This window comes from Pseudarthrobacter naphthalenicus (genome assembly GCF_029076445.1).
GTDB lineage: Bacteria > Actinomycetota > Actinomycetes > Actinomycetales > Micrococcaceae > Arthrobacter > Arthrobacter naphthalenicus.
The window spans coordinates 90,916-112,493 of the sequence record NZ_JARESG010000001.1; the positions used below are offsets into that span (position 1 = coordinate 90,916).

Consider the following 21,578-nt stretch of genomic DNA (forward strand, 5'->3'; position numbering starts at 1 on the left):
AACGAACCCTGCAGGTCCCGGGGTCGGTGACGTGGGCTGGGTCCCGGTTGCCCGCGGCCAGAAGCAGGGTGAAGGAGGCGCCTTCGCGGCTGGGCGTAGAAATCCGGGTCCATGGCTGCGACGGTTGGACGTGACAAGTGTGGCTTTTCGCCGTAGCTTGGCAGCATCCGGCGAGGGGGTGGCAGTGGACGTCCTGGCAGAGGTGCTGGCTCCGTTCAAGTGGCTGGTGTCCGCCCTGATGGTCTGGTTCCACGATGCCCTAAGCGGCCTCGGCCTGCCCGCTGCCAACGGCTGGACCTGGACCCTCGCCATCATCGGGCTGGTCCTGGTCATCCGTGCCGCCTTGATTCCCGTGTTCCTGAGACAGGTCGACGCCCAACGCCGGATGCGGCGCCTGCAGCCGGACCTGAAAAAGTTACAGGACAAGTACAAGGGCAAAACGGATCAGCTTTCCCGGCAGGCCATGGCCCAGGAGCAGATGGCCCTGTACAAGGAGCATGGCACCAATCCGTTCTCCGCCTGCCTGCCGATGCTTATCCAGGTGCCGTTCTTCCTGGCCCTCTTCCAGGTCCTGTCCGGCATCACCTCCGCGGCCAGACAGGACCAGGGCATCGGCGCGATGAGCCATCAGCAGGTGGTGCAGTTCGACGCGTCGAGCATTCACGGCGCCCCGCTGTCAGCATCGGTCCTGCACCAGGTCGGGGGTGATCAGGCGGCGGTCACAGTCCTCACCGTGGTGATGATCCTGGTCATGACGGCCGCACAGTTCCTGACCCAGCGACGGATCATGGCCAGAAGCCTGCCCGACGAGTCCGCAGATAATCCCTTGCTCCGGCAGCAGAGGATGTTCCTGTACGTCCTGCCGCTCATCTTCGGAGTGGGCGGCATCCTCTTCCCGATCGGCGTCCTGGTCTACTGGACCACCACCAACCTTTGGACCTTGGCGCAGCAGTTCTTCGTGAAGTGAGTGGCGGGCTCTCGGCGTTATGGACGGAGCTTAGCGCGGAGAGCCCGCCACTCAGCGCGCGCCAAACCTGTCCAGCACCGCAAACCTATCCAACACCGCACGACGGCGGCACAATAGGCGGATGGGCCAGCTCATCTACACAGGAATCGCCTCCCTCGATGGTTACGTGGCGGACCGGGACGGCAACTTCAGCTGGAGCGAACCTGACCGGGAAGTCCACACCTTCGTCAACGACCTCGAGCGGGACGTGGACACGTACCTGTTCGGCCGCCGGATGTACGAGGTCATGGCGGTCTGGGAAACCTTCGGCAGCACGCCGGGTGCGCCGGAGTACATCCAGGACTACGGCCGGATCTGGCTGGGGGCAGACAAAGTTGTCTACTCTTCAACCCTCGAAACCGTCACCACGGCCCGGACCAGGATCGAGCGGACCTTCGATGCCGGCGCGGTCCGGAAACTGAAGGACGGTACTGACGGAAAGATCAGCGTCGGCGGATCCACCCTCGCCGCGGCGGCCCTGCAGGCCGGGCTCGTGGACGAGTGCCAGCTGTTCCTCAACCCGGTGGCCGTTGGCGGCGGCCTGAGGTTCCTGCCCGACGGCCTGACCCTCAAGCTTGAACTGCTGGAGGAACGCCGGTTCGGCAACGGCGTGGTCTATCTGAGATACCGCACCCTCGCCTGACTGCGTGGAACGCCGCATGGGGGCAGAATGGGGGCATGACCCGCATCGTTATCATCGGCGGCCACGGCAAAGTGGCCCTCCACCTGTCCACGCTCCTCGCCACCGAAGGCCACAGCGTCACCTCCATCATCCGGAACCCGGAGCACGCCGCGGACGTCGCGGCCACGGGAGCAACGCCGTCGGTCCTGGACGTTGAAAACTCGACGACGGCGGAGATCGCCGATGCGATCAGCGGCCACGACGCCGTGGTCTGGTCCGCCGGGGCCGGGGGAGGCAACCCGGAGCGCACCTACGCGGTGGACCGGGACGCGGCCATCCGGTCCATGGACGCGGCGGTGAAGGCCGGCGTGCAGCGTTACGTCATGGTGTCCTACCTGGGCGCCGGCCCGGACCACGGCGTCCCGGCGGACAACCCCTTCTTCGCCTACGCCGAGGCCAAGGCGGCGGCGGATGAATACCTGCGCGGCACACCCCTTGCCTGGACCATCCTGGGCCCGGGCAGCCTGACGGACCAGCCGGCCAGCGGCCTGATTGAAGTCAACCCGCCGCGGGACGGGAACGGGGCCACCTCCCGCAGCAACACGGCCAGCGTGGCAGCCGCGGTCCTGGACCTGCGCCAAACGGCCGGGCGGACCATTGAGTTCCGCGACGGCACCCTGCCCATCGCAGCGGCACTGGGGCCGCTACCGTAGCCCGAATCCGCCGCAGAGGAGCGCTGGTGATTCCGCCACGGACAGGTGCCGGGCGGATAAACTGAGGCGGGCGGCAGGCGCCTCCGGCCAGGTGGCGGGACAGGCCGCCCCGCCGGGGAAGCAGGCACATGGATCAGTTGGCACTCATCATCGGACTCCTCCTGGCCACGGTGGTGGCCGTCGGCGTGGGGGACCGCCTCCGGCTGCCGTACCCGGTGCTGATGCTGATTCTGGCGGCTGCCCTCACCTTCATTCCGGGGTTCCCGGACCTGGAGATCTCCCCTGAGCTGATCCTGCCCCTCTTCCTGCCGCCGCTGCTCTTCGCCACCGCCCAGCGCAGCTCGTGGGCCGTTTTCCGGGTCCGCTGGCGGACGCTGCTTTTGCTGGCCGTCGCGCTTGTGGTCATCACCACGGCCGTCGTGGCGGGGGCTGCCTGGCTGATGATTCCGGGCATCGGCATTCCGGCGGCGATAGCCCTGGGCTCCATGGTGGCCCCGCCGGACCCGGTTGCCGTTGAATCCGTGGCGGGCCGGGTGCACATGCCGCGCCGGCTGATCACCGTGCTCCAGAGCGAGGGCCTCTTCAACGATGCTGCCGCCATTGTCATCTTCCAGGCGGCGGTGGCTGCGGCGGTGGGCGGCACGGAGCTGGGGCCCGACGTCGTCCTGAAGTTTGTCATTGGAGCCGCTGTAGCCGTGCTGGTTGGCATCGGCATGGGCTGGCTCACTGCCCTGATCACCCGCCTGGTGGGCTCGATGGTGGCGCGCAGTGCCGTGACGCTCGTGGTTCCGTTCGCCGCGTACATCCTGGCCGAGGAGGTCCACGCCTCCGGCGTGATCGCAGTTGTGGTCACCGCCTTGGAGATCAAGCGCCATTCCCGGCCGGAGGACGCAGCCGAACGGATCACCCGGACCGCCTTCTGGGACGTGGTGGAACTGCTGGTGACCGGACTGGCTTTCGGACTGGTGGGACTCGAAATCCGGCACGTCATCCAGGACGAAGGCAAGGATATGTGGGGCATGCTGGGTGTGGCGGCGCTCGTCTGCGTCCTGGTGTTCGCGGTGCGGTTCCTCTGGCTGGGCGTACTCGCGTTGGGCGCAGGAAACGGGAGAACCTCCTGCAGCCCAGCTCCGCCAAGGAAGTCCTGATCCTGACCTGGTGCGGCATGCGCGGACTGGCCACCCTGGCCCTCGCACTGGCACTGCCCCTGACGCTGGCTGATGGAACACCGTTCCCGGCGCGGGACTACATGCTGGTGATCGCCTGCGCCGTGCTCCTGGCCACGCTGGTCCTGCCCGGCCTGACGCTGCCGTGGCTGATGCGGGCGCTCAATGCCTCAAACGACGGGTCCGAGGAGCGTGATGCAGCCCGCCTCCTGGCCCAACGAGCCCAGTCCGCCGCCGTGTCCGCACTGAGGCAGCATGACCTGATGAAGGACCTGCCGCCCGAAAAAGTAGCCCTGGTCAAGGCAAAAATGAGCCGCCTGCACGCTGAACTCCTCGACGGCAGCCTCCCGAACGAATCCGTGGCCGACCTTAGGGTCCGTGGCCGCGGGCTGGCCATCGCCGTCCAGACCATTGCCCTGGATGCTGCCCGGCAGGAAGTGGTTCAGGCACGCAACGAGCCTGACATGGACCCCGAGGTGGCGGACAGGGTGCTGCGCCAACTGGACCTGCGGACCATGATCATGCCTGAATGAGGGTGCAGAAATAAGGGTGCAGAGCCGCCGTGAGGGCTGACGCGTCAGGAACGCCGGGCCGCGAGCACCAGGTCCAGCGCATTGGCCTCAACAAAGTCCAGCGCATGCCGGACCGCCCCGATGGTCACAATCGCGTCGCCCAGCGGGGACACGGTGACGCGGGGGACTGTCGCGGTGAAACGCGGAAGCCACGCCGCGATGCCGGGGACCAGGGCCCCGGCCGAACCGGCCACGGCCCCGCCGATCACCACCTGCTCCGGGTTCAGCAGGACAGCCAGCGACGCCACAACCCGCGCCATCCGCTCGGCAAGCCGGCCCAGGACTGCCGCCGCGGCGGGGTCGCCCCCGGCGGCGGCAGCGAAGACCTCCGGCGCCTCAAGCGGGCGCCCCGTGGCGGCCAGATACCACTCCCGGGCCAGCACTGCCATGCCGGCTGAGCTGCCCACCCCTTCCACCAGGTCCAGGTAGCCCATTTCGCCTGCAGCGCCGGAGAGCCCGTGCAGGAGCCGTCCGGATTCGATGATCCCGGCACCGATGCGCTCGCTGGCGAGCAGCACCACCAGGTCGTCCACGCCGGACCCGGTGCCGCGCCAGCGTTCGCCCAGGGCCGCGAGGTTGGCATCGTTCTCCAGCAGCACCGTCCACCCGTGCAGGTCCTTCAGGGCGGCCCGGAGGCCGACGTCGAACAAGCGCCAGAAAGGCCGTGTCACCAGGACATTGCCGGCCCGGTCCACCGGCGCCGCCAGGCCGGCACTTACTGCCAGGACGTCCCCGGAAGCCGCGCCCGCTTCTGCCAGGGCGGCCCGGCAGGCCTGATCCACAATCTCGATGCGCTCCGCCGCCGGAATCTCGGGGATCCGGAAGCTCCTGCTTGCCCTTGCGATGATGTTTCCACGAAGGTCGGCAACGGCGGCCGTGGTGGTGGCCGCCCCGATGTCGATCCCCAGGACAACGCCCGCCCGCGGATTCAGCTCGAACCGGCGGGCGGGCCGGCCCTTCTGCTGGCCGGACTGGCGGTCAGCTTCCAGTTCCCTGATCCAGCCCCGCTGGATCAGGTCCTCACAGACCGCGATGACCGAGGCCCGGGTCAGTCCTGTCCACGCCATCAGGTCTGAACCCGTGCCCACGTCCGCGGCGCGCAGGTAGGACAGGACGGCGTTCGCATTGAGGCGTCGCAGCAGTCGGGGGCTGGGTGCGCCGGTGTGCCTCATGCGTCCTTGACCTCCAGATTCAGCCGTCCCATAATTGGTAAGGGAGTATATTTAGTAACTATCTAAATTGTACCCACCCTACCCGGAACCATCACCCCAAGATGAAAAGGATCATCCCCTTGCCCACCACTGCCACGCTGGCAACCCTGTCCGAATCTGACCTTCCGGCCGATCCCAACTGGTGGCGCCAAGCCGCCGTGTACCAGATCTACCCGCGCAGCTTTTCTGATTCCAACGGTGACGGCCTGGGGGACATCAAGGGCATTACCGCCAAGGTCCCGTACTTGAAAGCCTTGGGCATCGACGCCGTATGGCTCAGCCCGTTCTACCCGTCAGCACTGGCGGACGGCGGCTATGACGTGGACGACTACCGCGACGTTGATCCCAAGCTCGGCACCCTGGCGGACTTTGATGAGATGGCCAAGGCCCTGCACAGCGCAGGCATCAAACTGATCGCCGATATCGTCCCCAACCACTCGTCCAACCGGCACGAATGGTTCCGCGAGGCGCTGGCCTCCCCGAAGGGGTCCGCCGCCCGCGACCGCTACATCTTCCGCGACGGCCTCGGCGAGAACGGTGAGCTGCCGCCGTCGGACTGGGACTCGGTCTTTGGCGGACCCGCCTGGGAGCGCATCACCGAACCCGACGGCACGCCCGGCCAGTGGTACATGCACATCTTCGCCAAGGAACAGCCGGACCTGAACTGGTCCAACCGCGAGGTCCGCGACGACTTCCTGAAGACGCTGCGCTTCTGGTCCGACCGCGGTGTGGACGGCTTCCGCGTGGACGTGGCCCATGCGCTCACCAAGGACCTGACCGAGCCGCTGCTGTCCAAGCTGGAACTGACCCGTGAAGGCCAGCTGGAGGACGGCTTCGAAGACGGTTCCCATCCGTTCTGGGACCGCGACGACGTTCACGACATCTACGCCGAATGGCGCGAAGTGTTCAACGAATACAATCCGCCCCGCACCGCCGTCGCCGAGGCCTGGGTCCACGCCACCCGCCGCGCCCGCTACGCCAGCCCGCAGGGCCTGGGCCAGGCGTTCAACTTCGACCTCCTCCAGGCCGACTTCGACGCCGAGGAATTCCGCGAAATCATCACCCGCAACCTGGCCGAGGCCAAGGAGAGCGGGGCGTCCTCCACCTGGGTTTTCTCCAACCACGACGTGGTCCGGCATGCCACCCGCTACGGGCTGCCCAAGCCGGCAAAGGGCCCCGAAGGTAAAGAGATGGCCACTCAGGACGGGAAGGCCTGGCTGTTGGCCGGCGGCCCCAAGGACCAGCTGGACACGGAGCTCGGCGAGCGGCGCGCGCGGGCTGCGACCCTGCTGATGCTTGCCGTGCCCGGCTCCGCCTACCTGTACCAGGGCGAGGAGCTCGGCCTGCAGGAAGTGGCGGAGATCCCGGATTCCGAACGCCAGGACCCCACGTTCTTCCGGAACAAGGGTGTGGAGGTGGGCCGCGACGGCTGCCGGGTTCCGCTGCCGTGGACGGTTGAGGGGACCTCGTTCGGCTTCGGCGAGGACGGCGCGCACCTGCCGCAGCCGGACTGGTTCAGCCGGTACGCCGTCGAGGCGCAGGACGGCACGGAGAATTCCACGCTGGAGCTGTACCGCAGGGCGCTGAAGCTCCGCCGGGAACTGCAGTCGGCGGAAGAACTGGAATGGCTGGACACCGGTAATCCCGACGTCCTGCACTTCAGCCGGCCCAGCGGCTGGCAGTCCGTGACCAACTTCGGGGACACCGCCGTCGAGCTTCCCGCCGGCAACGTCCTGGTCAGCAGTTCCCCGCTGGAGGACGGCAAACTGCCGGGCAACACCACCGTGTGGCTGCGCTGATGCCGGTTCCGGATCCGGCAGCGGTGCGGGGCAGGGGCGCCGCCTGATGCAGGAGCTCATTTACGGCTGCATGGGCCTGGGCGGCAGCTGGTCCGACGAGCCGCACGGCGCCAGCCATGTGGACGAGGCCGCTGCCGCCGTCGGGGCCGCCCTGGCCGCGGGGATCACCCTGTTCGACCATGCGGACATTTACCGCGGCGGCAAGTCCGAGGCCGTGTTCGGTGAGGTCCTGGCGTCGGACGCGGGGCTCCGCGACCGGATCCGGCTGCAGACCAAATGCGGGATCCGGCTCAATGAACGCGGGCTGGCCACGCACTATGACCTCAGCCGGGACGCCATCCTGGAGCGGGTGCGCGGCAGCCTGAAGCGGCTGCAGACGGAGTACGTGGACGTCCTGCTGCTGCACCGCCCCGACCCGCTGACGGACCTCGGGGAGGTGGCTGCCGCCGTCGGGCAGTTGCTCGCCGAAGGCAAAGTCCGGCAGGTGGGCGTGTCCAACATGTCCGGCGCGCAGATACGGGCACTGCAGGACCGGCTGGACGTGCCCGTGGTGGCCAACCAGCTCGAGATGAGCCTGCTCAAGCGGGCCTGGCTGGAGAGCCAGGTCCTGGTCAACCATCCGGACTCGCTGGATTACAGCTTTCCGCACGGCACCCTGGAGTACTGCGCCGGCAACGGGGTAACGCTCCAGGCGTACGGCGCGCTGGCGCGGGGGCTGTACACGGGCGCGGCAGCGGAAGACCCGACGTCGGCCGAGACTTCCACGGCGGTCCTCATCCGGGAGCTGGCCGGCACCTACGCCACCACGGGGGAGTCCGTCCTCCTGGGCTGGCTGATGAAGCATCCGGCCGGGATCGCGCCCGTTATCGGCACCGTGAATCCTGCCCGGATCGCCGCCTGCGCCGACGCTGCCCGCGTGGCGCAGGCCATGACCCGGGCCGACTGGTACGGGCTGTGGATCGCAGCCCGGGGAACCAACCTCCCCTAACCCCAACTAGGTAGCGCTAACTGTCGTTTTGAAGGTCCATAACGACAGTTAGCGCTACCTACATTTCAACGGCCGGGACGCTATTGTTCGTATTGGTCATCACACGGGCCGGTCCTGCTTAGCGCTCGCGGGGCCCGGCCGGATACGGTAGAAGCATGACGTCTACCATCGCCGCCGAGACCATCCGGCCCGAACGCAACATCCCCGCAGAGATCGCCCGTTCGTGGCTCCTGGTCAATGCCATGAAGCCCGAACTGTTCGACCAGTCGGCTGTCTCCCGCGCCGACTCGATCATCCTGGACATTGAAGACGCGGTGGACCCCTCGCAGAAGGACCAGGCGCGCGGGCACGTCATTGACTGGCTGACCGGCGGCGGGAAGGCCTGGGTCCGCATCAATGACGCCACCAGCCCGTTCTGGGCCGACGACCTCGCCGGACTGCGCGGCACCCCCGGCCTGCTCGGCGTGATGCTCGCCAAGACCGAGTCCGCTGACCAGGTGACCGAAAGCTTCCACCGGATGGACGGCAAGATCCCCGTCATTCCGCTGGTGGAATCCGCCGTGGGCATCGAGGAAGCCAACAACATCGCCAAGGCCCAGGGAGCATTCCGCCTCGCCTTCGGCTCCGGTGACTTCCGCCGTGACACCGGCATGGCGGCCACCGCCGAGGCCATGGCCTACCCCCGTGCCAAGCTGGTCGTGGCCAGCCGCGTGGGTAACCTGCCGGGCCCCATCGACGGTCCCACCGTCGGCACCAACCACCCCATCCTGCGCGAGCAGACCGGCATCACGGTGATGATGGGCATGACCGGCAAGCTGTGCCTGGCCATCGACCAGACCCCGGTGATCAACGAGGTCATCAGCCCCACACCGTCCGACGTTGCCTGGGCCACGGACTTCATGAACGACTTCGAGGCCAACGGCCGGGTCATCCGCGACGGCTCGGACCTGCCCCGCCTGGGCCGCGCCGAAAAGATCATGAAGCTCGCCGTGGCGTTTGGCGTTCAGCCCGCGCTGTGACGAGTTGCGTGAGGCCCGCGCCACGTCCTTCCGCGCCCGCGGCGGAACGTGGAGCGGGCCTCACTGCATCCTGGGTCTGTCCCCACGCTCGGTAGACTGGCACGGTGCTGAACGAATTCTGGAACACCGCGCCCACCGCCTACAAGGTCACCGTCTTCTGTGCCATGGGGCTGATCGGCGTCGGAATCATCCTGAACCTGATCGGCAACACGTCCGGAAACCAGGGCCTGGCCACAGCCTCGCTGCCGGTCATCGGTGCCGGGCTGGTCCTGCACATCGTGGGAATTGTGGTGCGCGGCCAGACGATCCGCAAGAACCTTAAGCGGTAGCTGCCGCTGCGTTCCGAAGGACATGGCTGCGGGCGTGTTCCACGGCGGCCGGCAAGTCCTCGAACAGGTGCTTGTGGTGGCGCAGGGAACGGATCACGCCAACATTTGTCACCAGGGCAAGATGATCCGGCCGGACGCCCTTCAGCAACACCGTGATGCCGCGCAGTTCCAGGGCGGAGATGACTTCCACGAGGGCGTGCGCACCGGTTGCGTCGAGCATCCGTAGCTGGGAGAGCCTGATGATGGCCACCTGCACGTCCCTGACCTGGCTGATTTCCTGAAGAATGCGCTCCGCGGCGCCGAAGAACATGGCCCCGTCCAGCCGGAAGACGGCAATGTGTTCATCCCCTGCAGCGGGTGGCCCGGCAATGTCCTCACGCTGCACACTGCTGAGGGACGCGAACTTCCGCAGCGTGAAAAGTGCCGCCGCGGCCAGCCCGATCTGGATCGCCACGATCAGGTCGAACGCCACGGTGATGATTGCCGTCAGGACGAAGACGGCCGCATCCGAGCGGGTGGAGCGCAGGATCGCGGCCACCGTGCGTTGGGACACCATCCGCGTTGCCGTGACCATCAGCACGCCGCCCAGGGCCGCGAGCGGGATGCTGCCCACCAGCCCGGCAGCCAGGTAGACAATGCCCAGCAGGACCACGGCATGGACCGCGGCGGACAGGCGCGTCTTCGCCCCTGAGCGCACATTCACGGCGGTCCGGGCGATGGCCCCGGTGGCCGGCATCCCGCCGAACAGTCCGGCAGCGATGGAGGCCAGGCCCTGGCCGGTCAGTTCGCGGTCCGGGATGTAGGCCCCGCTCGGCGTCCCGTCCGGACCGGCCATCCCGCCGGCGACGCGGGCCGAGAGCAAAGATTCAATCGCGGCAAGGGCAGCGATGGCGACGGCGGGCATCGCCAAGGCACCGAGGGATGCCGGGTCCATGGCCGGCAGTGAGGGGGAGGGCAGGGAGTGCGGCAGCGCACCGATCCGGGGCACGTCCAGCCGCAGAAGTTCGGCAGCCGCCGTCGCCAGGAGCACCGCGAGCAGGCTTGCCGGCAGGGCCCGGAAGTATTTCTGCACCAGCACCATTACGACGGCGACTCCCGCCACGAGTGCGAGGGTCAGCAGGACGGTGGGTGCTTCAGCCCGGGATGCGGCCTCGATGGCCGCCAGCAGGGTGTTGTGACCCGGAGTCCCGGCGGTTCCGGTGGCCAGGGGCACCTGCTGGAGGAAGATGATGGCGGCGATGCCCAGCGTGAAGCCTTCCACCACCGGCCAGGGGATGAAGGCCACGGCTTTCCCGAGGCCGCTGATGCCGAGCAGGCAGACCATGACCCCGGCCATCAGGGACAGCAGGGCCACACTCCCGGTGCCGTGGACTGCCACCACCGGCGCCAGGACCACCACCATGGCCCCGGTCGGTCCCGAGACCTGGACGTGGGAGCCGCCCATGACGGCGGCCACCAGCCCGGCCACGATCGCCGTGATCAGTCCTGCTTCAGCACCCACCCCGGAGCTGACTCCGAAGGCCAGGGCCAGGGGGAGCGCCACGATCCCCACGGTGATCCCGGCGAATACGTCAGTCCGCCATGACTGCCGGAGACCGGCATAGTCCGCCCTGGACGGCAGGAAGCGGGCGAGCCCGGTTGCACTCCGGCGCAGGTCGGTGCTCACGAGGCCGACTCGGAGGAGAGGTGGCCGCCGGGCAGTTGCTGTGCCAGCCGGAGTTGTTCGTTGGAGTCGGCGAGGCCGTCCAGCAGGAACGTGCGGGCGATGGCCAGCAGTTGCGAAACACCCGGGTGCGCCAGCCTGTAGGTCACCGCATTGGCGCTCCGTACCGACGTCACCACCTTGTGCCTGCGCAGCGTGGCCAGGTGCTGGGACAGGTGGGAGGCCTCCAGCCCGGTTTCACTCAGGAGGTAGCTCACCGCGGCGGTGTTTTCCGGCGCGGCGGCGAGGAGCTCCAAAATGCGGATTCTGGCAGGGTGGGCCAGCGCCTTGAACAGGTTGGCCTTGATCTCGTACAGCGGAGCCTGGGCGGGAGACAACATGGGCAGTTCTCCTCTGTGACCCTGCAAGAGGCCACTTGATGGAATGATGAATCCATCATATCAGGGGGGCGCAAGACCTCGCCGGGATGCAGGGGAACGATAGGCTTGAGGCCATGACTATCAATCCGGACCTGCAGGGCCGCAGCTACCCTGCCGCAGAGGTGTACGACGTCGGCCGCGAGAAAATCCGCGAGTTCGCCCGGGCCGTCAAGGCAACGCACCCAGCCCACTTCGACGTCGAGGCCGCCAAGGCCCTCGGCCACACCGACCTGGTGGCGCCCCCCACCTTCGCCATCATCATCGCGCAGCGCGCCGACGCACAGCTGATCGAGGACCCGGACGCCGGCATCGACTTCACCCGCGTGGTCCACGCCGACCAGCGCTTCATCCACCACCGCCCGATTTTCGCCGGGGACAGGCTGGTGGCGGAACTGCACGTGGACGGCGTGCGCGCCATGGGCGGCGGCGCCATGATCACCACCCGCGCGGAAATCTTCGCGCTGACGGATGGTGGAGCCGAGCCGCGCGAAGCCGTCGCCACCACCACTTCATCCATCCTGGTCCGCGGAGAGGGACAATAACCATGAGCCCCAGCTTCCACGAACTCAGCGCCGGCCAGGACATCGGCAGCCGCACTATCGCCGTCACCCGCACGGACCTCGTCAAGTACGCCGGCGCGTCCGGCGACTTCAACCCCATCCACTGGAACGAAGCCTTCGCCACCGGAGTGGAACTGCCCGGCGTCATCGCCCACGGTATGTTCACCATGGGGGCCGCAGTGCAGCTGGTGACCGACTGGGCAGGTGACCCTGCCGCCGTCGTGGACTTCCAGACCCGCTTCACCAAACCGGTCCTGGTCACCGACACCACGGGCACCGACGAGCCCGGTGCCACCATCGAGGTGAGCGGCGCCATTGGAAAGCTCGACGCCGATGCGGGAACCGCGCGCGTGGACCTCACCGTCGTTTCCGCGGGGCAGAAAGTCCTGATGAAGGCCCAGGCCGTCGTTCGGCTGTCCTGACCGTACCCCGGGGGTTCGCCGGAATTCCCGATAGTGTGGACGCGTGACTTCCATTCTGCTCTCCCACCTGACCACGGCCGCCGTCGGGGGCCCTGCCGGCAAATATGTTGAAGCCCGGACCGAGGCCGAGATCATCGACGCAGTCCGCACCGCCGACGCCGCGGGGGAGCCGCTCCTGATCATCGGGGGCGGCTCCAACCTGCTGATTTCCGACGACGGGTTCCCCGGCACCGTGGTAAAGATCGCCTCGGAGGGGTTCGCTGTCAACGCCGAGGACTCCTGCGGCGGTGTGGCCGTGGTGGTGCAGGCGGGGCACAACTGGGACGCCCTGGTGCAGCACGCTGTCCTGCACGCCTGGTCCGGGATCGAGGCGCTCTCCGGAATCCCCGGCGCCACCGGGGCCACGCCCGTGCAGAACGTTGGCGCCTACGGCTCGGACGTTTCGCAGACCATCGCCGCGGTCCGCACGTGGGACCGGACCCGGAATGCGGTGCAGACCTTCACCAACTCGGAGCTGAAGTTTGGCTACCGCGATTCCCTTCTGAAGCAGACCACCGTGGACGGCTCACCGCGCTACGTGGTGCTGACCGTTGAGTTCCAGCTGCCCATTGGCCGGATGAGTGCGCCCATCCGCTACGCCGAACTGGCCCGATCCCTGGGCGTTGAACCCGGCAAGCGGGCCTACTCCAATGATGTCCGGCGTGAAGTGCTGCGACTGCGCGCCTCCAAGGGCATGGTGCTGGACCCTGGGGACCGGGACACCTATTCCACCGGTTCCTTCTTCACCAACCCGGTCGTTCCCGTTGACGTGGCCGCCACCCTGCCTGACTCGGCGCCGCAGTATCCTGCCGGTGTTGACGGGATGGTCAAGCTCTCCGCGGCCTGGCTGATCGACCAGGCGGGATTCGGAAAGGGCTACGGCCTGGAACCGGACAGTGCCTCGGGCGGCCGGGCCGCGTTGTCCACGAAGCACACCCTGGCCATCACCAACCGCGGCTCAGCCAGCGCCAAGGACATGCTGGCGATCGCACGCGAGGTGCGGGGCGGCGTCGTCGAACGCTTTGGCATTGAACTGCACCCCGAACCGCTGCTGATCGGGCTGACGCTCTAATCCCGGAGCAGCCGGCGGCCAGCCGGACTCCAGCCCATAGCCGGCGGCATTTAGGATGAGGGCATGGCAGCGAACCGGGTAAGCCGCAAGGTCATGGGCAGGCTCCGGCTGGCCTCGCAGGGTCTGCTTGGGCCCGGGCTGGGGTCGGTAGCGGAGGCTGTCCGCTGGATGACCGCCACCCAGGCGCAGGACCTGCAGGCGTCGCTGCTCGCCATCGGCCTCCGGGTGCCCGGCGCCGGGCTCTCTGATGTTCGGGCCGCCCTCGACGCCGGGAGTATTGTCCGGTCCTGGCCGATGCGCGGCACGCTGCACCTGGTGGCCCCGGAGGATCTGCGGTGGATGCTGGACCTCACCGCGGAACGTCTTCACCGCGTGGTCGCCGGCAGGCACCGGGAATTGGACATCACGTGGGCGGACATCGAGAAGTGCCGCGATGTGGCGTTGGAGCATTTGGCCGGCGGCGGTTCAGTCAGCCGCAACGAACTCTTTGCCATCCTTGAGGCCGCAGGGCAGCCCACCACAGGCCAGCGGGGTTACCACATCCTGGGGTCGCTGTGCCGTCACGCATGGCTGGTCCAGGGCCCGCTCGCGGGAAACCAGCAACTCCTGGTGGCGTTCGATGAGTGGATACCGGTTTCGCGGACGCTCGAGCGGCAGGAGGCCATCGCCGAGTTCGTACTGCGCTATTTCCACAGTCACGGGCCCGCCACTGTCCGTGATTTTGCCTGGTGGACGCAGCTTCCCCTCCCGGAGGTGCGGGCGGCGTTGGAACAGGTCGGAGGTCAGCTGGTGGACCTTGAGTTCGCCGGGGCCACCTACTGGATGTCGCCGAAGACCGCGTCACTGCTCGACGACGGCGTGCCCGGCCAACGGTCCGTGCTCCTGCTGCCCGGCTTTGATGAGTTCCTCCTCGGTTACCAGGACCGGAGCCTGGTCCTGGCGCCGGAGCACGCCGACGCGATCGTCCCCGGCGGCAACGGCGTGTTCAAGAAGACCATCGTGGCCGGGGGAGAAGTGATCGGCACCTGGGCTATGGCCGGCACGGGCAGAAGCGCCGCCGTCGTGCCTGAACTCTTCGACGAAAGCGCGCCGCTCGGTGCCGCTGCGGAGCTGGCGTTGGCCAAGGCCGCCGAACGTTACCTCACCTTCCTCAACACCTGACGCCGGAACGGCCGGGAGCCCGCCGCCGCACGGACGTCACCATAACAACGCAGCCGAGGCGCACCTCTCCGGGCTAGCCGCGCCGGTGCTGCCACTGCCAGGCATGCCAGAACATGAGGCCCATGAAGGTCAAGAGTCCGACGAATACACCCGGCTCGGCAAATGAAAACAGGAAGTAAGCCATGCTGACGCGGTCAGTCATTGAAACAGACAAAGGAGCGTTCAAAAGGACTGCGACTCCACCGACAACCAGCACTGTGACCACCAGCCACAGCACCCCGATGAACGGGTTCAACTTCAGGCTGGATCTGACAACACCTTCAACTGGTCCCTCGTCCGCTGCCGCCAGCGGGTTGCCATCCCCGTCCACTTCGTGAAATCCAACTAGTCCAGACTGGTTCTGGTTCATGCGTTCCCCCTCCGCTGTCCAGCAGCCTAGTTAGGCTGTGAAAGCACCAGCCTAACTGCCTTCACGAGCGAAAACGCGGGACGTTCAACGAACCTCGACCTTAATTGACGCGTGATCTGTTGGAGCAGGAAAGCGGCCCTTACCCGCATGAGCGGTGCCGGGTAGCACCGTTCCTGCGGGTCAGGGCCGCTGGTGAGCCGGTGGGGCGTTACAGGTTCCCGGTGGCGATGTTGAGCATGCGGCGCAGCGGCTCGGCGGCACCCCACAGGAGCTGGTCGCCCACGGTGAACGCGCTGATGTATTCCGGGCCCATCTCCATCTTGCGGATGCGGCCCACGGGGATGTCCAGGGTGCCGGAGGCGGCCACGGGGGTCAGGCCGGCCATGGAGTCTTCCTTGGTGTTCGGGATGACCTTGGCCCACTCGTTGTCATTGGCGAGGAGCGTTTCGATCTCGGCCACGGACAGGTCTTCGCGGAGCTTGAGGGTCAGGGCCTGGGAGTGGGAGCGCATGGCACCGATCCGGATGCAGAGTCCGTCCATGATGATCCGGTTCTCATCGGAAGTGCCCAGGATCTTGTTGGTCTCAACCCCGGCCTTCCACTCTTCCTTGGACTGTCCATTGCCCAGGTCCGCGTCGATCCAGGGGATCAGGGAGCCGGCCAGCGGCACGCCGAACTGGGTGGCGTCGATGTCGGTGCGCTGGTGGGCCAGGACTTTGCGGTCTATTTCGAGGATGGCCGACGCCGGGTCGTCCAGTTCCGAGCTGACCTCGGCGTTGAGCGTGCCGAACTGGCTGAGCAGCTCACGCATGTGCCGGGCGCCGCCGCCGGAGGCTGCCTGGTAGGTCATCGAGGTGCCCCATTCGACCAGGCCGTTCTTGAACAGCCCGCCCAGGCCCATGAGCATGCAGGAGACGGTGCAGTTGCCGCCGATGAAGTCCTTGGTGCCGTTGACCAGGCCCTTGTCGATGACGTCGCGGTTGATCGGGTCCAGAACGATGATGGAGTCGTCGTTCATGCGCAGGGTGGAGGCGGCGTCGATCCAGAGGCCGTCCCAGCCGCGGCCGCGCAGTTCGGTGTGCACGCGCTTGGTGTAGTCGCCGCCCTGGGCGGTGACGATAATGGGCAGCTTGGCCAGCGCGTCGACGTCGTACGCGTCCTCAAGCTTGCCGGCGCTGCCTTCTGCTGTTCCAGCCAGTGAGGGGGCGGCACCTCCCGCGTTGGACGTGGAGAAGAACACCGGGTTGATGTTGGCGAAGTCGCCCTCGTCCTGCATGCGCTGCATGAGGACGGAGCCGACCATGCCGCGCCATCCGACCAGGCCGACGGAGGGGGTAGCTGCTGTAGTCATTCGTACAGTTTAGACTTCGGGACCGGCACCGCGCAGTCGGTTACGTCACGGACGCCGGTAGCCGCGCACCGGGACCTTGGCCCGCTCCTGGTTCGGGCGGAACGCCGTTCTTGCCGCTACCCCCGGTTGGACTCCTCAAGCACGGCAGCCTTCCGCGCCCGCAGCGCAAAGAAGGCGCCGAATGTGAAGACCTGCGTCACCACAACCAGCACAATGGCCCCGGCGATCTTGTTGCCGCCCAGGATCATGGTCAGGCCAACAATGGCGGAGAGCAGCGCGAGCAGCGGCAGGAGCATGTAGCCCAGCACAAACAGTGTTTCCGGTTTTTTCAACATCTCAGCCCTGCGTCCTAACCCATTTGGTAAACCTGTACCGCGTCCCGTTCGCTGCCGTGAGCCACCCGTCCGGCGGGACGGAGGCGGCCGCCTCCCACGTCTCGTCGAGCTCGGGAGCGTAGGTGTCGCCGGTGGCCTCCATATCGATGGTGGTGACCACGGCGACGTTGGCGAGTTCGGTGGACTGGCGGAACACTTCGCCGCCGCCCAGGATCCAGACTGTCTCGCCGCCGTCGACGAACTGCGACTCCAGGAGCGCATCATCCAGGGAGGGAACCACGACGGCGCCCTCCGCCTCAGGTGATTCGCCCCAGGTCTTCTGCCGGGTGATCACAATGTTCGTGCGGCCGGGCAGCGGGCGGTACTTGTCCGGGAAGGACAGCCATGTCTTGCGGCCCATGATCACCGGATGCCCGGTGGTGAGCCGGGTGAAATGCTTCATATCTTCGGGCAGGTTCCACGGCATGTCGCCGTCCTTGCCTATCACGCCGCCGGAGGTCTGGGCCCAGACGAGGCCGACGCCGGTGACGGTACCGGCCAGCTCCTCGGTGAAGGCCTGCGGGTCTGCTGTGTTCTCGGTGCTCATACGGCGATCGGGGCCTTGATTGTGGGGTGGTGCCGGTAGCCCACCACTTCGAAATCGTCCAGGGTGTAGTCGAAGATCGACGCCGGCTTCCGGGTGATCTTCAGCTGCGGGTACTCATACGGGTCACGGTCCAACTGCTTCAAAACCTGGTCCATGTGGTTCTCATAGATGTGGACGTCACCGCCGGTCCAGACAAACTCGCCAGGTTCCAGGCCAACCTGCTGCGCAACCATGCAGGTCAGCAGTGCGTAGGAGGCAATGTTGAAGGGCACACCCAGGAACATGTCAGCGGAGCGCTGGTACAGCTGGCAGGACAGTTTGCCGTCCGCCACGTAGAACTGGAAGAACGCGTGGCACGGCGGCAGCGCCATGTCCTTGAGCTCGGAGACATTCCAGGCGGAGACGATGTGCCGGCGCGAATCCGGGTTGGATTTCAGGTTCTCCACCAGTTCGGCGATCTGATCGATGTGTCCGCCGTCAGGGGTGGGCCAGCTGCGCCACTGGACTCCGTACACGGGGCCAAGTTCGCCCTCGGCGTCGGCCCATTCGTTCCAAATGGTCACACCCTGGTCCTGCATCCACTTCACGTTCGACTCGCCGCGCAGGAACCACAGGAGTTCCACCGCGACGGACTTGAAATGTACCCGCTTGGTGGTGATCAGCGGGAAGCTTTGGCTGAGGTCGAAGCGGATTTGGCGGCCAAAAACGCTGGTGGTTCCGGTGCCCGTCCGGTCCGATTTGTGGGTGCCATGGGCCAGGACGTCACGGAGGAGGTCTTCATAGGGCGTCGGGATGCTCACGGCTAAAGTCTACCGGGACGGCCGGCGCGACGGGTGTGGGCTTGCATCGCCCCGGTGAACTAGGCCGACGTCAGCCCATACGTTTCAGTCGTCGAACGGCTTGAACTGTTCCACTGCCACAATGCGTTGCTTGTGGTTGGTTGCCACGTGGCAGATCACCAGTTCGCCGGGGGACAGGTAGGGGTCCGCGTCCGGCAGGAGGGCGCGCAGCCGCCCCGGCATGTGCTTTCCCAGCTGGGCCAGGACGGTGGGAAGGGCCGGCCGGTGGGTGCAGACGGCCACCGGCTGCTGCTTTTCCAGAAGGGACTCAATGACGGCGCCCGTCTTCTTGGGCGTGCGGGCATGACGGTGCTCCGTCAGCGCATCCACCAGCTTGACTTTGGCCCCGGACGCCCTCAGGTACGGCGCTACCGTGGACACGCAGCGCCGCCAGGGGCTGGTGACCACGCGGGGCGGCTGCCAGGCCTGCAGCAGCCGGCCCACCGCCTGCGCCTGCCGGACGCCGGTGGCCGCCAAGGGCCGCTCGCCCTCCGCCTTCGTCCAGGATGAGCGCGGCTTGGCCTTGGCATGACGCACCACAATGAGGGGCCAGGTATCCAGCTGGTCGTTTTTGTGGGCGGCCCTCAAATGGTCCAGCGGGACCACGTCGGACGGGTTGGACAGCATTCCCGCGGCGGTTTCCGGGGCACACCAGACGACCCGGTCCACCTCCTTGCCGTCCGGGACGAGCTTGGCCCCGTTGACTTTGACCGCCCAGTAATGGACCACCTTAAGGCCGGAGGGAACGTGGTAGTGGATGGGCGGCAGGGGAATGCCCAACGGTGCTGACAGCCCGATCTCCTCGCGCACCTCACGTGCGGCGCACTCGGGAATAGTCTCCCCGGCGTCGATCTTGCCCTTTGGCCAGGACCAATCGTCGTACCGGGGCCGGTGGATCAGGAGGACCTCAAGGCCGTTCGAGTTGATCCGCCAGGGAATGGCCCCGGCCGCGACCACCGCGACTGCTTCGCCGGGATGGTCAGTCTGGTCTGCTACGAGGATGTCGCTCGACAACGCCGGCCCTACCGCCGGCTCAGGCTGCGCTGGCGGTCACGCGATGCCAGCAGCCACGACTGGATGTCCTCGAGGGGCGTTCCGTCCTCGGAGATGTGGTGACGGTTCCACTGGCCCTCGTTGTCCAGGTGCCAGCTGGCCGTCTCCGGATCCATGTACCGCCGCAGCAGGTCAAGGACGTAGGTGATGTCGTCCGCGTTGGCCAGCTGGACCAGGGCCTCCACCCTGCGGTCCAGGTTGCGGTGCATCATGTCGGCGGAGCCGATGTAAACCACCGGGTCACCGCCGTTGGCGAACGCGAACACCCGCGAGTGCTCCAGGAAACGGCCCAGTACTGAACGCACCGTGATGTTCTCGCTGAGGCCCGGAACGCCGGGGCGCAGGGAGCAGATGCCGCGCACAATGATGTCCACCATCACGCCGGCCTGGGAGGCCCGGTAGAGGGAGTCGATAATGGCCTCGTCCACCATGGAGTTGACCTTGATTTGGACCCTGGCTGCCAGCCCGGCGCGTGCGTTCCGGATCTCGGTTTCGATCCGGTCGATCAGCCCGGAACGGACGGAGCGCGGGGCCACGAGCAGGCGCTTGAACGTGGACTTGGGCGCGTAGCCGGACAGCTGGTTGAACAGCTTGGACAGGTCCTCGCCCACCTGCTCATTGGCGGTCAGCAGGCCAAGGTCCTCGTAGTAGCGGGCGGTGCGGGGGTGATAGTTGCCGGTGCCGATGTGGCAGTAGCGGCGAAGCCCGTCCACTTCCTGCCGGACCACGAGCGATAACTTGCAGTGCGTTTTCAATCCCACGATGCCGTAGACCACGTGGACACCGGCCTGTTCAAGCTTGCGCGCCCAGGAGATGTTGGCCTGTTCATCGAACCTGGCCTTGATCTCCACCAGCGCCAGCACCTGCTTGCCTGCCTCGGCTGCGTCGATCAGGGCGTCAACGATGGGGGAGTCCCCGGACGTGCGGTACAGGGTCTGCTTGATGGCCTGGACCTTGGGGTCCGCTGCCGCCTGTTCCAGGAACGCCTGCACCGAGGTGGAGAAGGAGTCGTACGGGTGGTGGAGCAGGATGTCGCGCCGGCGCATGGCCGAGAAGACGTTGGCGGCCTTGGACGTCTCAGACTCGTTGAGGAACCGGGACGTGTGGGGCATGTGCTTCGGGTAATGAAGGTCCGCACGGTCAATTCCGGCGATGACGGACAGCCCGCGGAGGTCCAGCGGTGCGGGAAGCGAATAGACCTCCGACTCCTCCACACCGAGTTCGCGGATCAGCAGCGCACGGATGTTCGGGTTGATGTCGTTGCTGACCTCGAGGCGGACCGGCGGCCCGAAACGGCGGCGCAGCAGTTCCTTTTCGAGGGCCTGCAGCAGGTTCTCGGCATCGTCCTCTTCGACTTCGAGGTCCTCGTTGCGGGTGACTCGGAAGATGTGGTGCTCCAACACCTCCATGCCGGCGAACAGCTTGTCCAGGTGGACGGCGATGACCTCTTCGAGGGCGATGAAGCGTGCCACGCGCCCGGCAATGGCACCGGCGCGCGGCCCGTCGATGGAAATCAGGCGCGGAAGCTGGTCCGGAACCTTCAGCCGGGCGAAGAGCTCCTTATCGCTGACCGGGTTGCGCACCACCACGGCGAGGTTCAGGGACAGCCCCGAAATGTAAGGGAAGGGGTGGGCGGGATCGACGGCGAGCGGCGTCAGGATGGGGAAGACCTTCTCGGCGAACATGGCGCTGAGCTGCTGCTTGGCGGCGTCGTCGAGTTCATCCCAGTGCATCAGGTGGATGTGCTCGTAGGCGAGGGCCGGCCGGATCTGCTCCGCGTAGACCTGGGCGTGGCGCTGTTGGAGGCGGTGTGCTTCGTCGCCGATCTTTTCCAGGACCTCCACGGGGCTGAGGCCGGCAGGGGACGGCACCGCGAGGCCGGTGGCGATGCGCCGCTTAAGGCCGGCCACCCGGACCATGAAAAATTCGTCCAGGTTGGACGCGAAGATGGACAGGAACGCAACGCGTTCCAGAAGGTGGAGGGTGGGGTCCTCGGCCAGCTCCAGGACACGGGAGTTGAAGGCCAGCCAGCTCAGCTCGCGGTCCAGGAAACGGTCCGGCCGGATGTCTCCTTCCGGCACCAGGCTGGGCGCAAACTCGGGAATGTCGATCCGGTCCTGCGTGGCGCGCGAAGCCGGCACCTCGGATGAGCCAAAGCGGGCCCGTGCCGGTGCTGACGCGCCCTCAGACGTGGCTGTTCCCACGGGTTCCGGTTTCATGGTGTCTCCTCTTACCTGGCGCTTA

The 21,578-nt window shown here is 66.9% G+C and carries 21 protein-coding genes and 1 pseudogene; 12 read left to right on the forward strand and 10 right to left on the reverse strand.

Annotated elements, in window-relative coordinates; all coding sequences use genetic code 11:
* Nucleotides 1-184 precede the first annotated feature (184 nt).
* The 4 genes and pseudogenes from yidC to PY310_RS21535 all read left to right on the forward strand — a co-directional run bounded on the left by yidC (nucleotide 185) and on the right by PY310_RS21535 (nucleotide 4,040).
* A complete protein-coding gene (gene yidC, locus PY310_RS00425) occupies nucleotides 185-967 on the forward strand; it encodes a membrane protein insertase YidC (protein ID WP_275212174.1) in 783 nt (260 codons plus the stop codon).
* Nucleotides 968-1,088: 121 nt separating this feature from the next.
* Nucleotides 1,089-1,649: a dihydrofolate reductase family protein gene (locus tag PY310_RS00430; RefSeq protein WP_275212175.1), complete on the forward strand. Its 561-nt coding sequence runs from the start codon at nucleotides 1,089-1,091 to the stop codon at nucleotides 1,647-1,649.
* 35 nt (nucleotides 1,650-1,684) lie between these two features.
* Nucleotides 1,685-2,341 carry an SDR family oxidoreductase gene (locus tag PY310_RS00435; RefSeq protein ID WP_275212176.1) on the forward strand — a complete coding sequence of 219 codons (657 nt, stop codon included), beginning with the start codon at nucleotides 1,685-1,687 and terminating at the stop codon, nucleotides 2,339-2,341.
* Between the two features lie 128 nt (nucleotides 2,342-2,469).
* Nucleotides 2,470-4,040, forward strand: a pseudogene (locus PY310_RS21535) (Na+/H+ antiporter).
* 44 nt (nucleotides 4,041-4,084) lie between these two features.
* Here PY310_RS21535 and PY310_RS00450 read toward each other — a convergent pair.
* A complete protein-coding gene (locus tag PY310_RS00450) occupies nucleotides 4,085-5,251 on the reverse strand; it encodes an ROK family protein (RefSeq protein ID WP_275212179.1) in 1,167 nt (388 codons plus the stop codon).
* 119 nt (nucleotides 5,252-5,370) lie between these two features.
* Between PY310_RS00450 and PY310_RS00455 the strand changes: the two genes are divergently transcribed.
* The 4 genes from PY310_RS00455 (at nucleotide 5,371) to PY310_RS00470 (ending at nucleotide 9,425) form a co-directional block, all read left to right on the forward strand.
* A complete protein-coding gene (locus PY310_RS00455; protein WP_275212180.1) occupies nucleotides 5,371-7,089 on the forward strand; it encodes a glycoside hydrolase family 13 protein in 1,719 nt (572 codons plus the stop codon).
* A gap of 46 nt (nucleotides 7,090-7,135) precedes the next feature.
* A complete protein-coding gene (locus tag PY310_RS00460; protein WP_275212181.1) occupies nucleotides 7,136-8,077 on the forward strand; it encodes an aldo/keto reductase in 942 nt (313 codons plus the stop codon).
* 155 nt (nucleotides 8,078-8,232) lie between these two features.
* Nucleotides 8,233-9,096 carry an HpcH/HpaI aldolase/citrate lyase family protein gene (locus PY310_RS00465; RefSeq protein ID WP_275212182.1) on the forward strand — a complete coding sequence of 288 codons (864 nt, stop codon included), beginning with the start codon at nucleotides 8,233-8,235 and terminating at the stop codon, nucleotides 9,094-9,096.
* A 104-nt stretch (nucleotides 9,097-9,200) separates the two neighbouring features.
* A complete protein-coding gene (locus tag PY310_RS00470) occupies nucleotides 9,201-9,425 on the forward strand; it encodes a DUF3188 domain-containing protein (protein ID WP_275212183.1) in 225 nt (74 codons plus the stop codon).
* Here PY310_RS00470 and PY310_RS00475 read toward each other — a convergent pair.
* Entirely contained in the window at nucleotides 9,415-11,091 is a 1,677-nt protein-coding gene (locus PY310_RS00475; RefSeq protein ID WP_275212185.1) for a SulP family inorganic anion transporter, read from the reverse strand. The two genes, PY310_RS00470 and PY310_RS00475, sit on opposite strands and share 11 nt — an antisense overlap.
* The gene (locus tag PY310_RS00480) at nucleotides 11,088-11,468 is read right to left on the reverse strand and encodes an ArsR/SmtB family transcription factor (RefSeq protein WP_275212186.1); all 381 of its coding nucleotides are present in this window, start codon (nucleotides 11,466-11,468) and stop codon (nucleotides 11,088-11,090) included. The genes PY310_RS00475 and PY310_RS00480 overlap by 4 nt, the downstream gene beginning before the upstream one ends.
* 113 nt (nucleotides 11,469-11,581) lie before the next feature.
* Between PY310_RS00480 and PY310_RS00485 the strand changes: the two genes are divergently transcribed.
* The 4 genes from PY310_RS00485 (at nucleotide 11,582) to PY310_RS00500 (ending at nucleotide 14,761) form a co-directional block, all read left to right on the forward strand.
* A complete protein-coding gene (locus PY310_RS00485; RefSeq protein ID WP_275212187.1) occupies nucleotides 11,582-12,049 on the forward strand; it encodes an FAS1-like dehydratase domain-containing protein in 468 nt (155 codons plus the stop codon).
* Between the two features lie 2 nt (nucleotides 12,050-12,051).
* Nucleotides 12,052-12,489 carry a MaoC family dehydratase gene (locus PY310_RS00490; RefSeq protein WP_275212188.1) on the forward strand — a complete coding sequence of 146 codons (438 nt, stop codon included), beginning with the start codon at nucleotides 12,052-12,054 and terminating at the stop codon, nucleotides 12,487-12,489.
* A gap of 43 nt (nucleotides 12,490-12,532) precedes the next feature.
* On the forward strand, nucleotides 12,533-13,600 hold the full coding sequence (locus tag PY310_RS00495) for a UDP-N-acetylmuramate dehydrogenase (RefSeq protein WP_275212189.1): 1,068 nt from the start codon (nucleotides 12,533-12,535) through the stop codon (nucleotides 13,598-13,600).
* A 63-nt stretch (nucleotides 13,601-13,663) separates the two neighbouring features.
* Nucleotides 13,664-14,761, forward strand: a complete 1,098-nt coding sequence (locus PY310_RS00500) for a winged helix DNA-binding domain-containing protein (protein WP_275212190.1) — start codon at nucleotides 13,664-13,666, stop codon at nucleotides 14,759-14,761.
* 73 nt (nucleotides 14,762-14,834) lie between these two features.
* Here PY310_RS00500 and PY310_RS00505 read toward each other — a convergent pair whose 3' ends face one another.
* The 7 genes from PY310_RS00505 to PY310_RS00535 all read right to left on the reverse strand — a co-directional run bounded on the left by PY310_RS00505 (nucleotide 14,835) and on the right by PY310_RS00535 (nucleotide 21,553).
* Nucleotides 14,835-15,170 carry a hypothetical protein gene (locus tag PY310_RS00505; protein ID WP_275212191.1) on the reverse strand — a complete coding sequence of 112 codons (336 nt, stop codon included), beginning with the start codon at nucleotides 15,168-15,170 and terminating at the stop codon, nucleotides 14,835-14,837.
* Between the two features lie 208 nt (nucleotides 15,171-15,378).
* Nucleotides 15,379-16,521, reverse strand: coding sequence for an aspartate-semialdehyde dehydrogenase (gene asd / locus PY310_RS00510; RefSeq protein ID WP_275212192.1), 1,143 nt, complete (start codon nucleotides 16,519-16,521; stop codon nucleotides 15,379-15,381).
* Nucleotides 16,522-16,637: 116 nt separating this feature from the next.
* Nucleotides 16,638-16,856: an NF038396 family protein gene (locus PY310_RS00515; RefSeq protein WP_275212194.1), complete on the reverse strand. Its 219-nt coding sequence runs from the start codon at nucleotides 16,854-16,856 to the stop codon at nucleotides 16,638-16,640.
* 1 nt (nucleotide 16,857) lies between these two features.
* Nucleotides 16,858-17,442 carry a dihydrofolate reductase gene (locus PY310_RS00520; RefSeq protein WP_275212196.1) on the reverse strand — a complete coding sequence of 195 codons (585 nt, stop codon included), beginning with the start codon at nucleotides 17,440-17,442 and terminating at the stop codon, nucleotides 16,858-16,860.
* The gene (locus PY310_RS00525) at nucleotides 17,439-18,242 is read right to left on the reverse strand and encodes a thymidylate synthase (protein ID WP_275212198.1); all 804 of its coding nucleotides are present in this window, start codon (nucleotides 18,240-18,242) and stop codon (nucleotides 17,439-17,441) included. Before PY310_RS00525 ends, PY310_RS00520 begins: the two co-directional genes overlap by 4 nt.
* An 84-nt stretch (nucleotides 18,243-18,326) precedes the next feature.
* Complete coding sequence (locus PY310_RS00530) at nucleotides 18,327-19,295, reverse strand: NUDIX hydrolase (RefSeq protein WP_275212199.1); 969 nt, start codon at nucleotides 19,293-19,295, stop codon at nucleotides 18,327-18,329.
* Nucleotides 19,296-19,303: 8 nt separating this feature from the next.
* Nucleotides 19,304-21,553 (reverse strand): RNA degradosome polyphosphate kinase, encoded by a 2,250-nt coding sequence (locus PY310_RS00535; RefSeq protein ID WP_275212200.1) that lies wholly within the window; start codon nucleotides 21,551-21,553, stop codon nucleotides 19,304-19,306.
* Nucleotides 21,554-21,578 lie beyond the last annotated feature (25 nt).

What these genes read in the sequence shown, in the direction of transcription:
- PY310_RS00430 (WP_275212175.1), top strand. Translation starts at nt 1,089, where the DNA reads ATGGGCCAGCTCATCTACACAGGAATCGCCTCCCTCGATGGTTACGTG.
- PY310_RS00435 (WP_275212176.1), top strand. Translation starts at nt 1,685, where the DNA reads ATGACCCGCATCGTTATCATCGGCGGCCACGGCAAAGTGGCCCTCCAC.
- PY310_RS00450 (WP_275212179.1), bottom strand. Translation starts at nt 5,251, where the DNA reads ATGAGGCACACCGGCGCACCCAGCCCCCGACTGCTGCGACGCCTCAAT.
- PY310_RS00460 (WP_275212181.1), top strand. Translation starts at nt 7,136, where the DNA reads ATGCAGGAGCTCATTTACGGCTGCATGGGCCTGGGCGGCAGCTGGTCC.
- PY310_RS00465 (WP_275212182.1), top strand. Translation starts at nt 8,233, where the DNA reads ATGACGTCTACCATCGCCGCCGAGACCATCCGGCCCGAACGCAACATC.
- PY310_RS00480 (WP_275212186.1), bottom strand. Translation starts at nt 11,468, where the DNA reads ATGTTGTCTCCCGCCCAGGCTCCGCTGTACGAGATCAAGGCCAACCTG.
- PY310_RS00485 (WP_275212187.1), top strand. Translation starts at nt 11,582, where the DNA reads ATGACTATCAATCCGGACCTGCAGGGCCGCAGCTACCCTGCCGCAGAG.
- PY310_RS00490 (WP_275212188.1), top strand. Translation starts at nt 12,052, where the DNA reads ATGAGCCCCAGCTTCCACGAACTCAGCGCCGGCCAGGACATCGGCAGC.
- PY310_RS00500 (WP_275212190.1), top strand. Translation starts at nt 13,664, where the DNA reads ATGGCAGCGAACCGGGTAAGCCGCAAGGTCATGGGCAGGCTCCGGCTG.
- PY310_RS00505 (WP_275212191.1), bottom strand. Translation starts at nt 15,170, where the DNA reads ATGAACCAGAACCAGTCTGGACTAGTTGGATTTCACGAAGTGGACGGG.
- asd (WP_275212192.1), bottom strand. Translation starts at nt 16,521, where the DNA reads ATGACTACAGCAGCTACCCCCTCCGTCGGCCTGGTCGGATGGCGCGGC.
- PY310_RS00515 (WP_275212194.1), bottom strand. Translation starts at nt 16,856, where the DNA reads ATGTTGAAAAAACCGGAAACACTGTTTGTGCTGGGCTACATGCTCCTG.
- PY310_RS00520 (WP_275212196.1), bottom strand. Translation starts at nt 17,442, where the DNA reads ATGAGCACCGAGAACACAGCAGACCCGCAGGCCTTCACCGAGGAGCTG.
- PY310_RS00535 (WP_275212200.1), bottom strand. Translation starts at nt 21,553, where the DNA reads ATGAAACCGGAACCCGTGGGAACAGCCACGTCTGAGGGCGCGTCAGCA.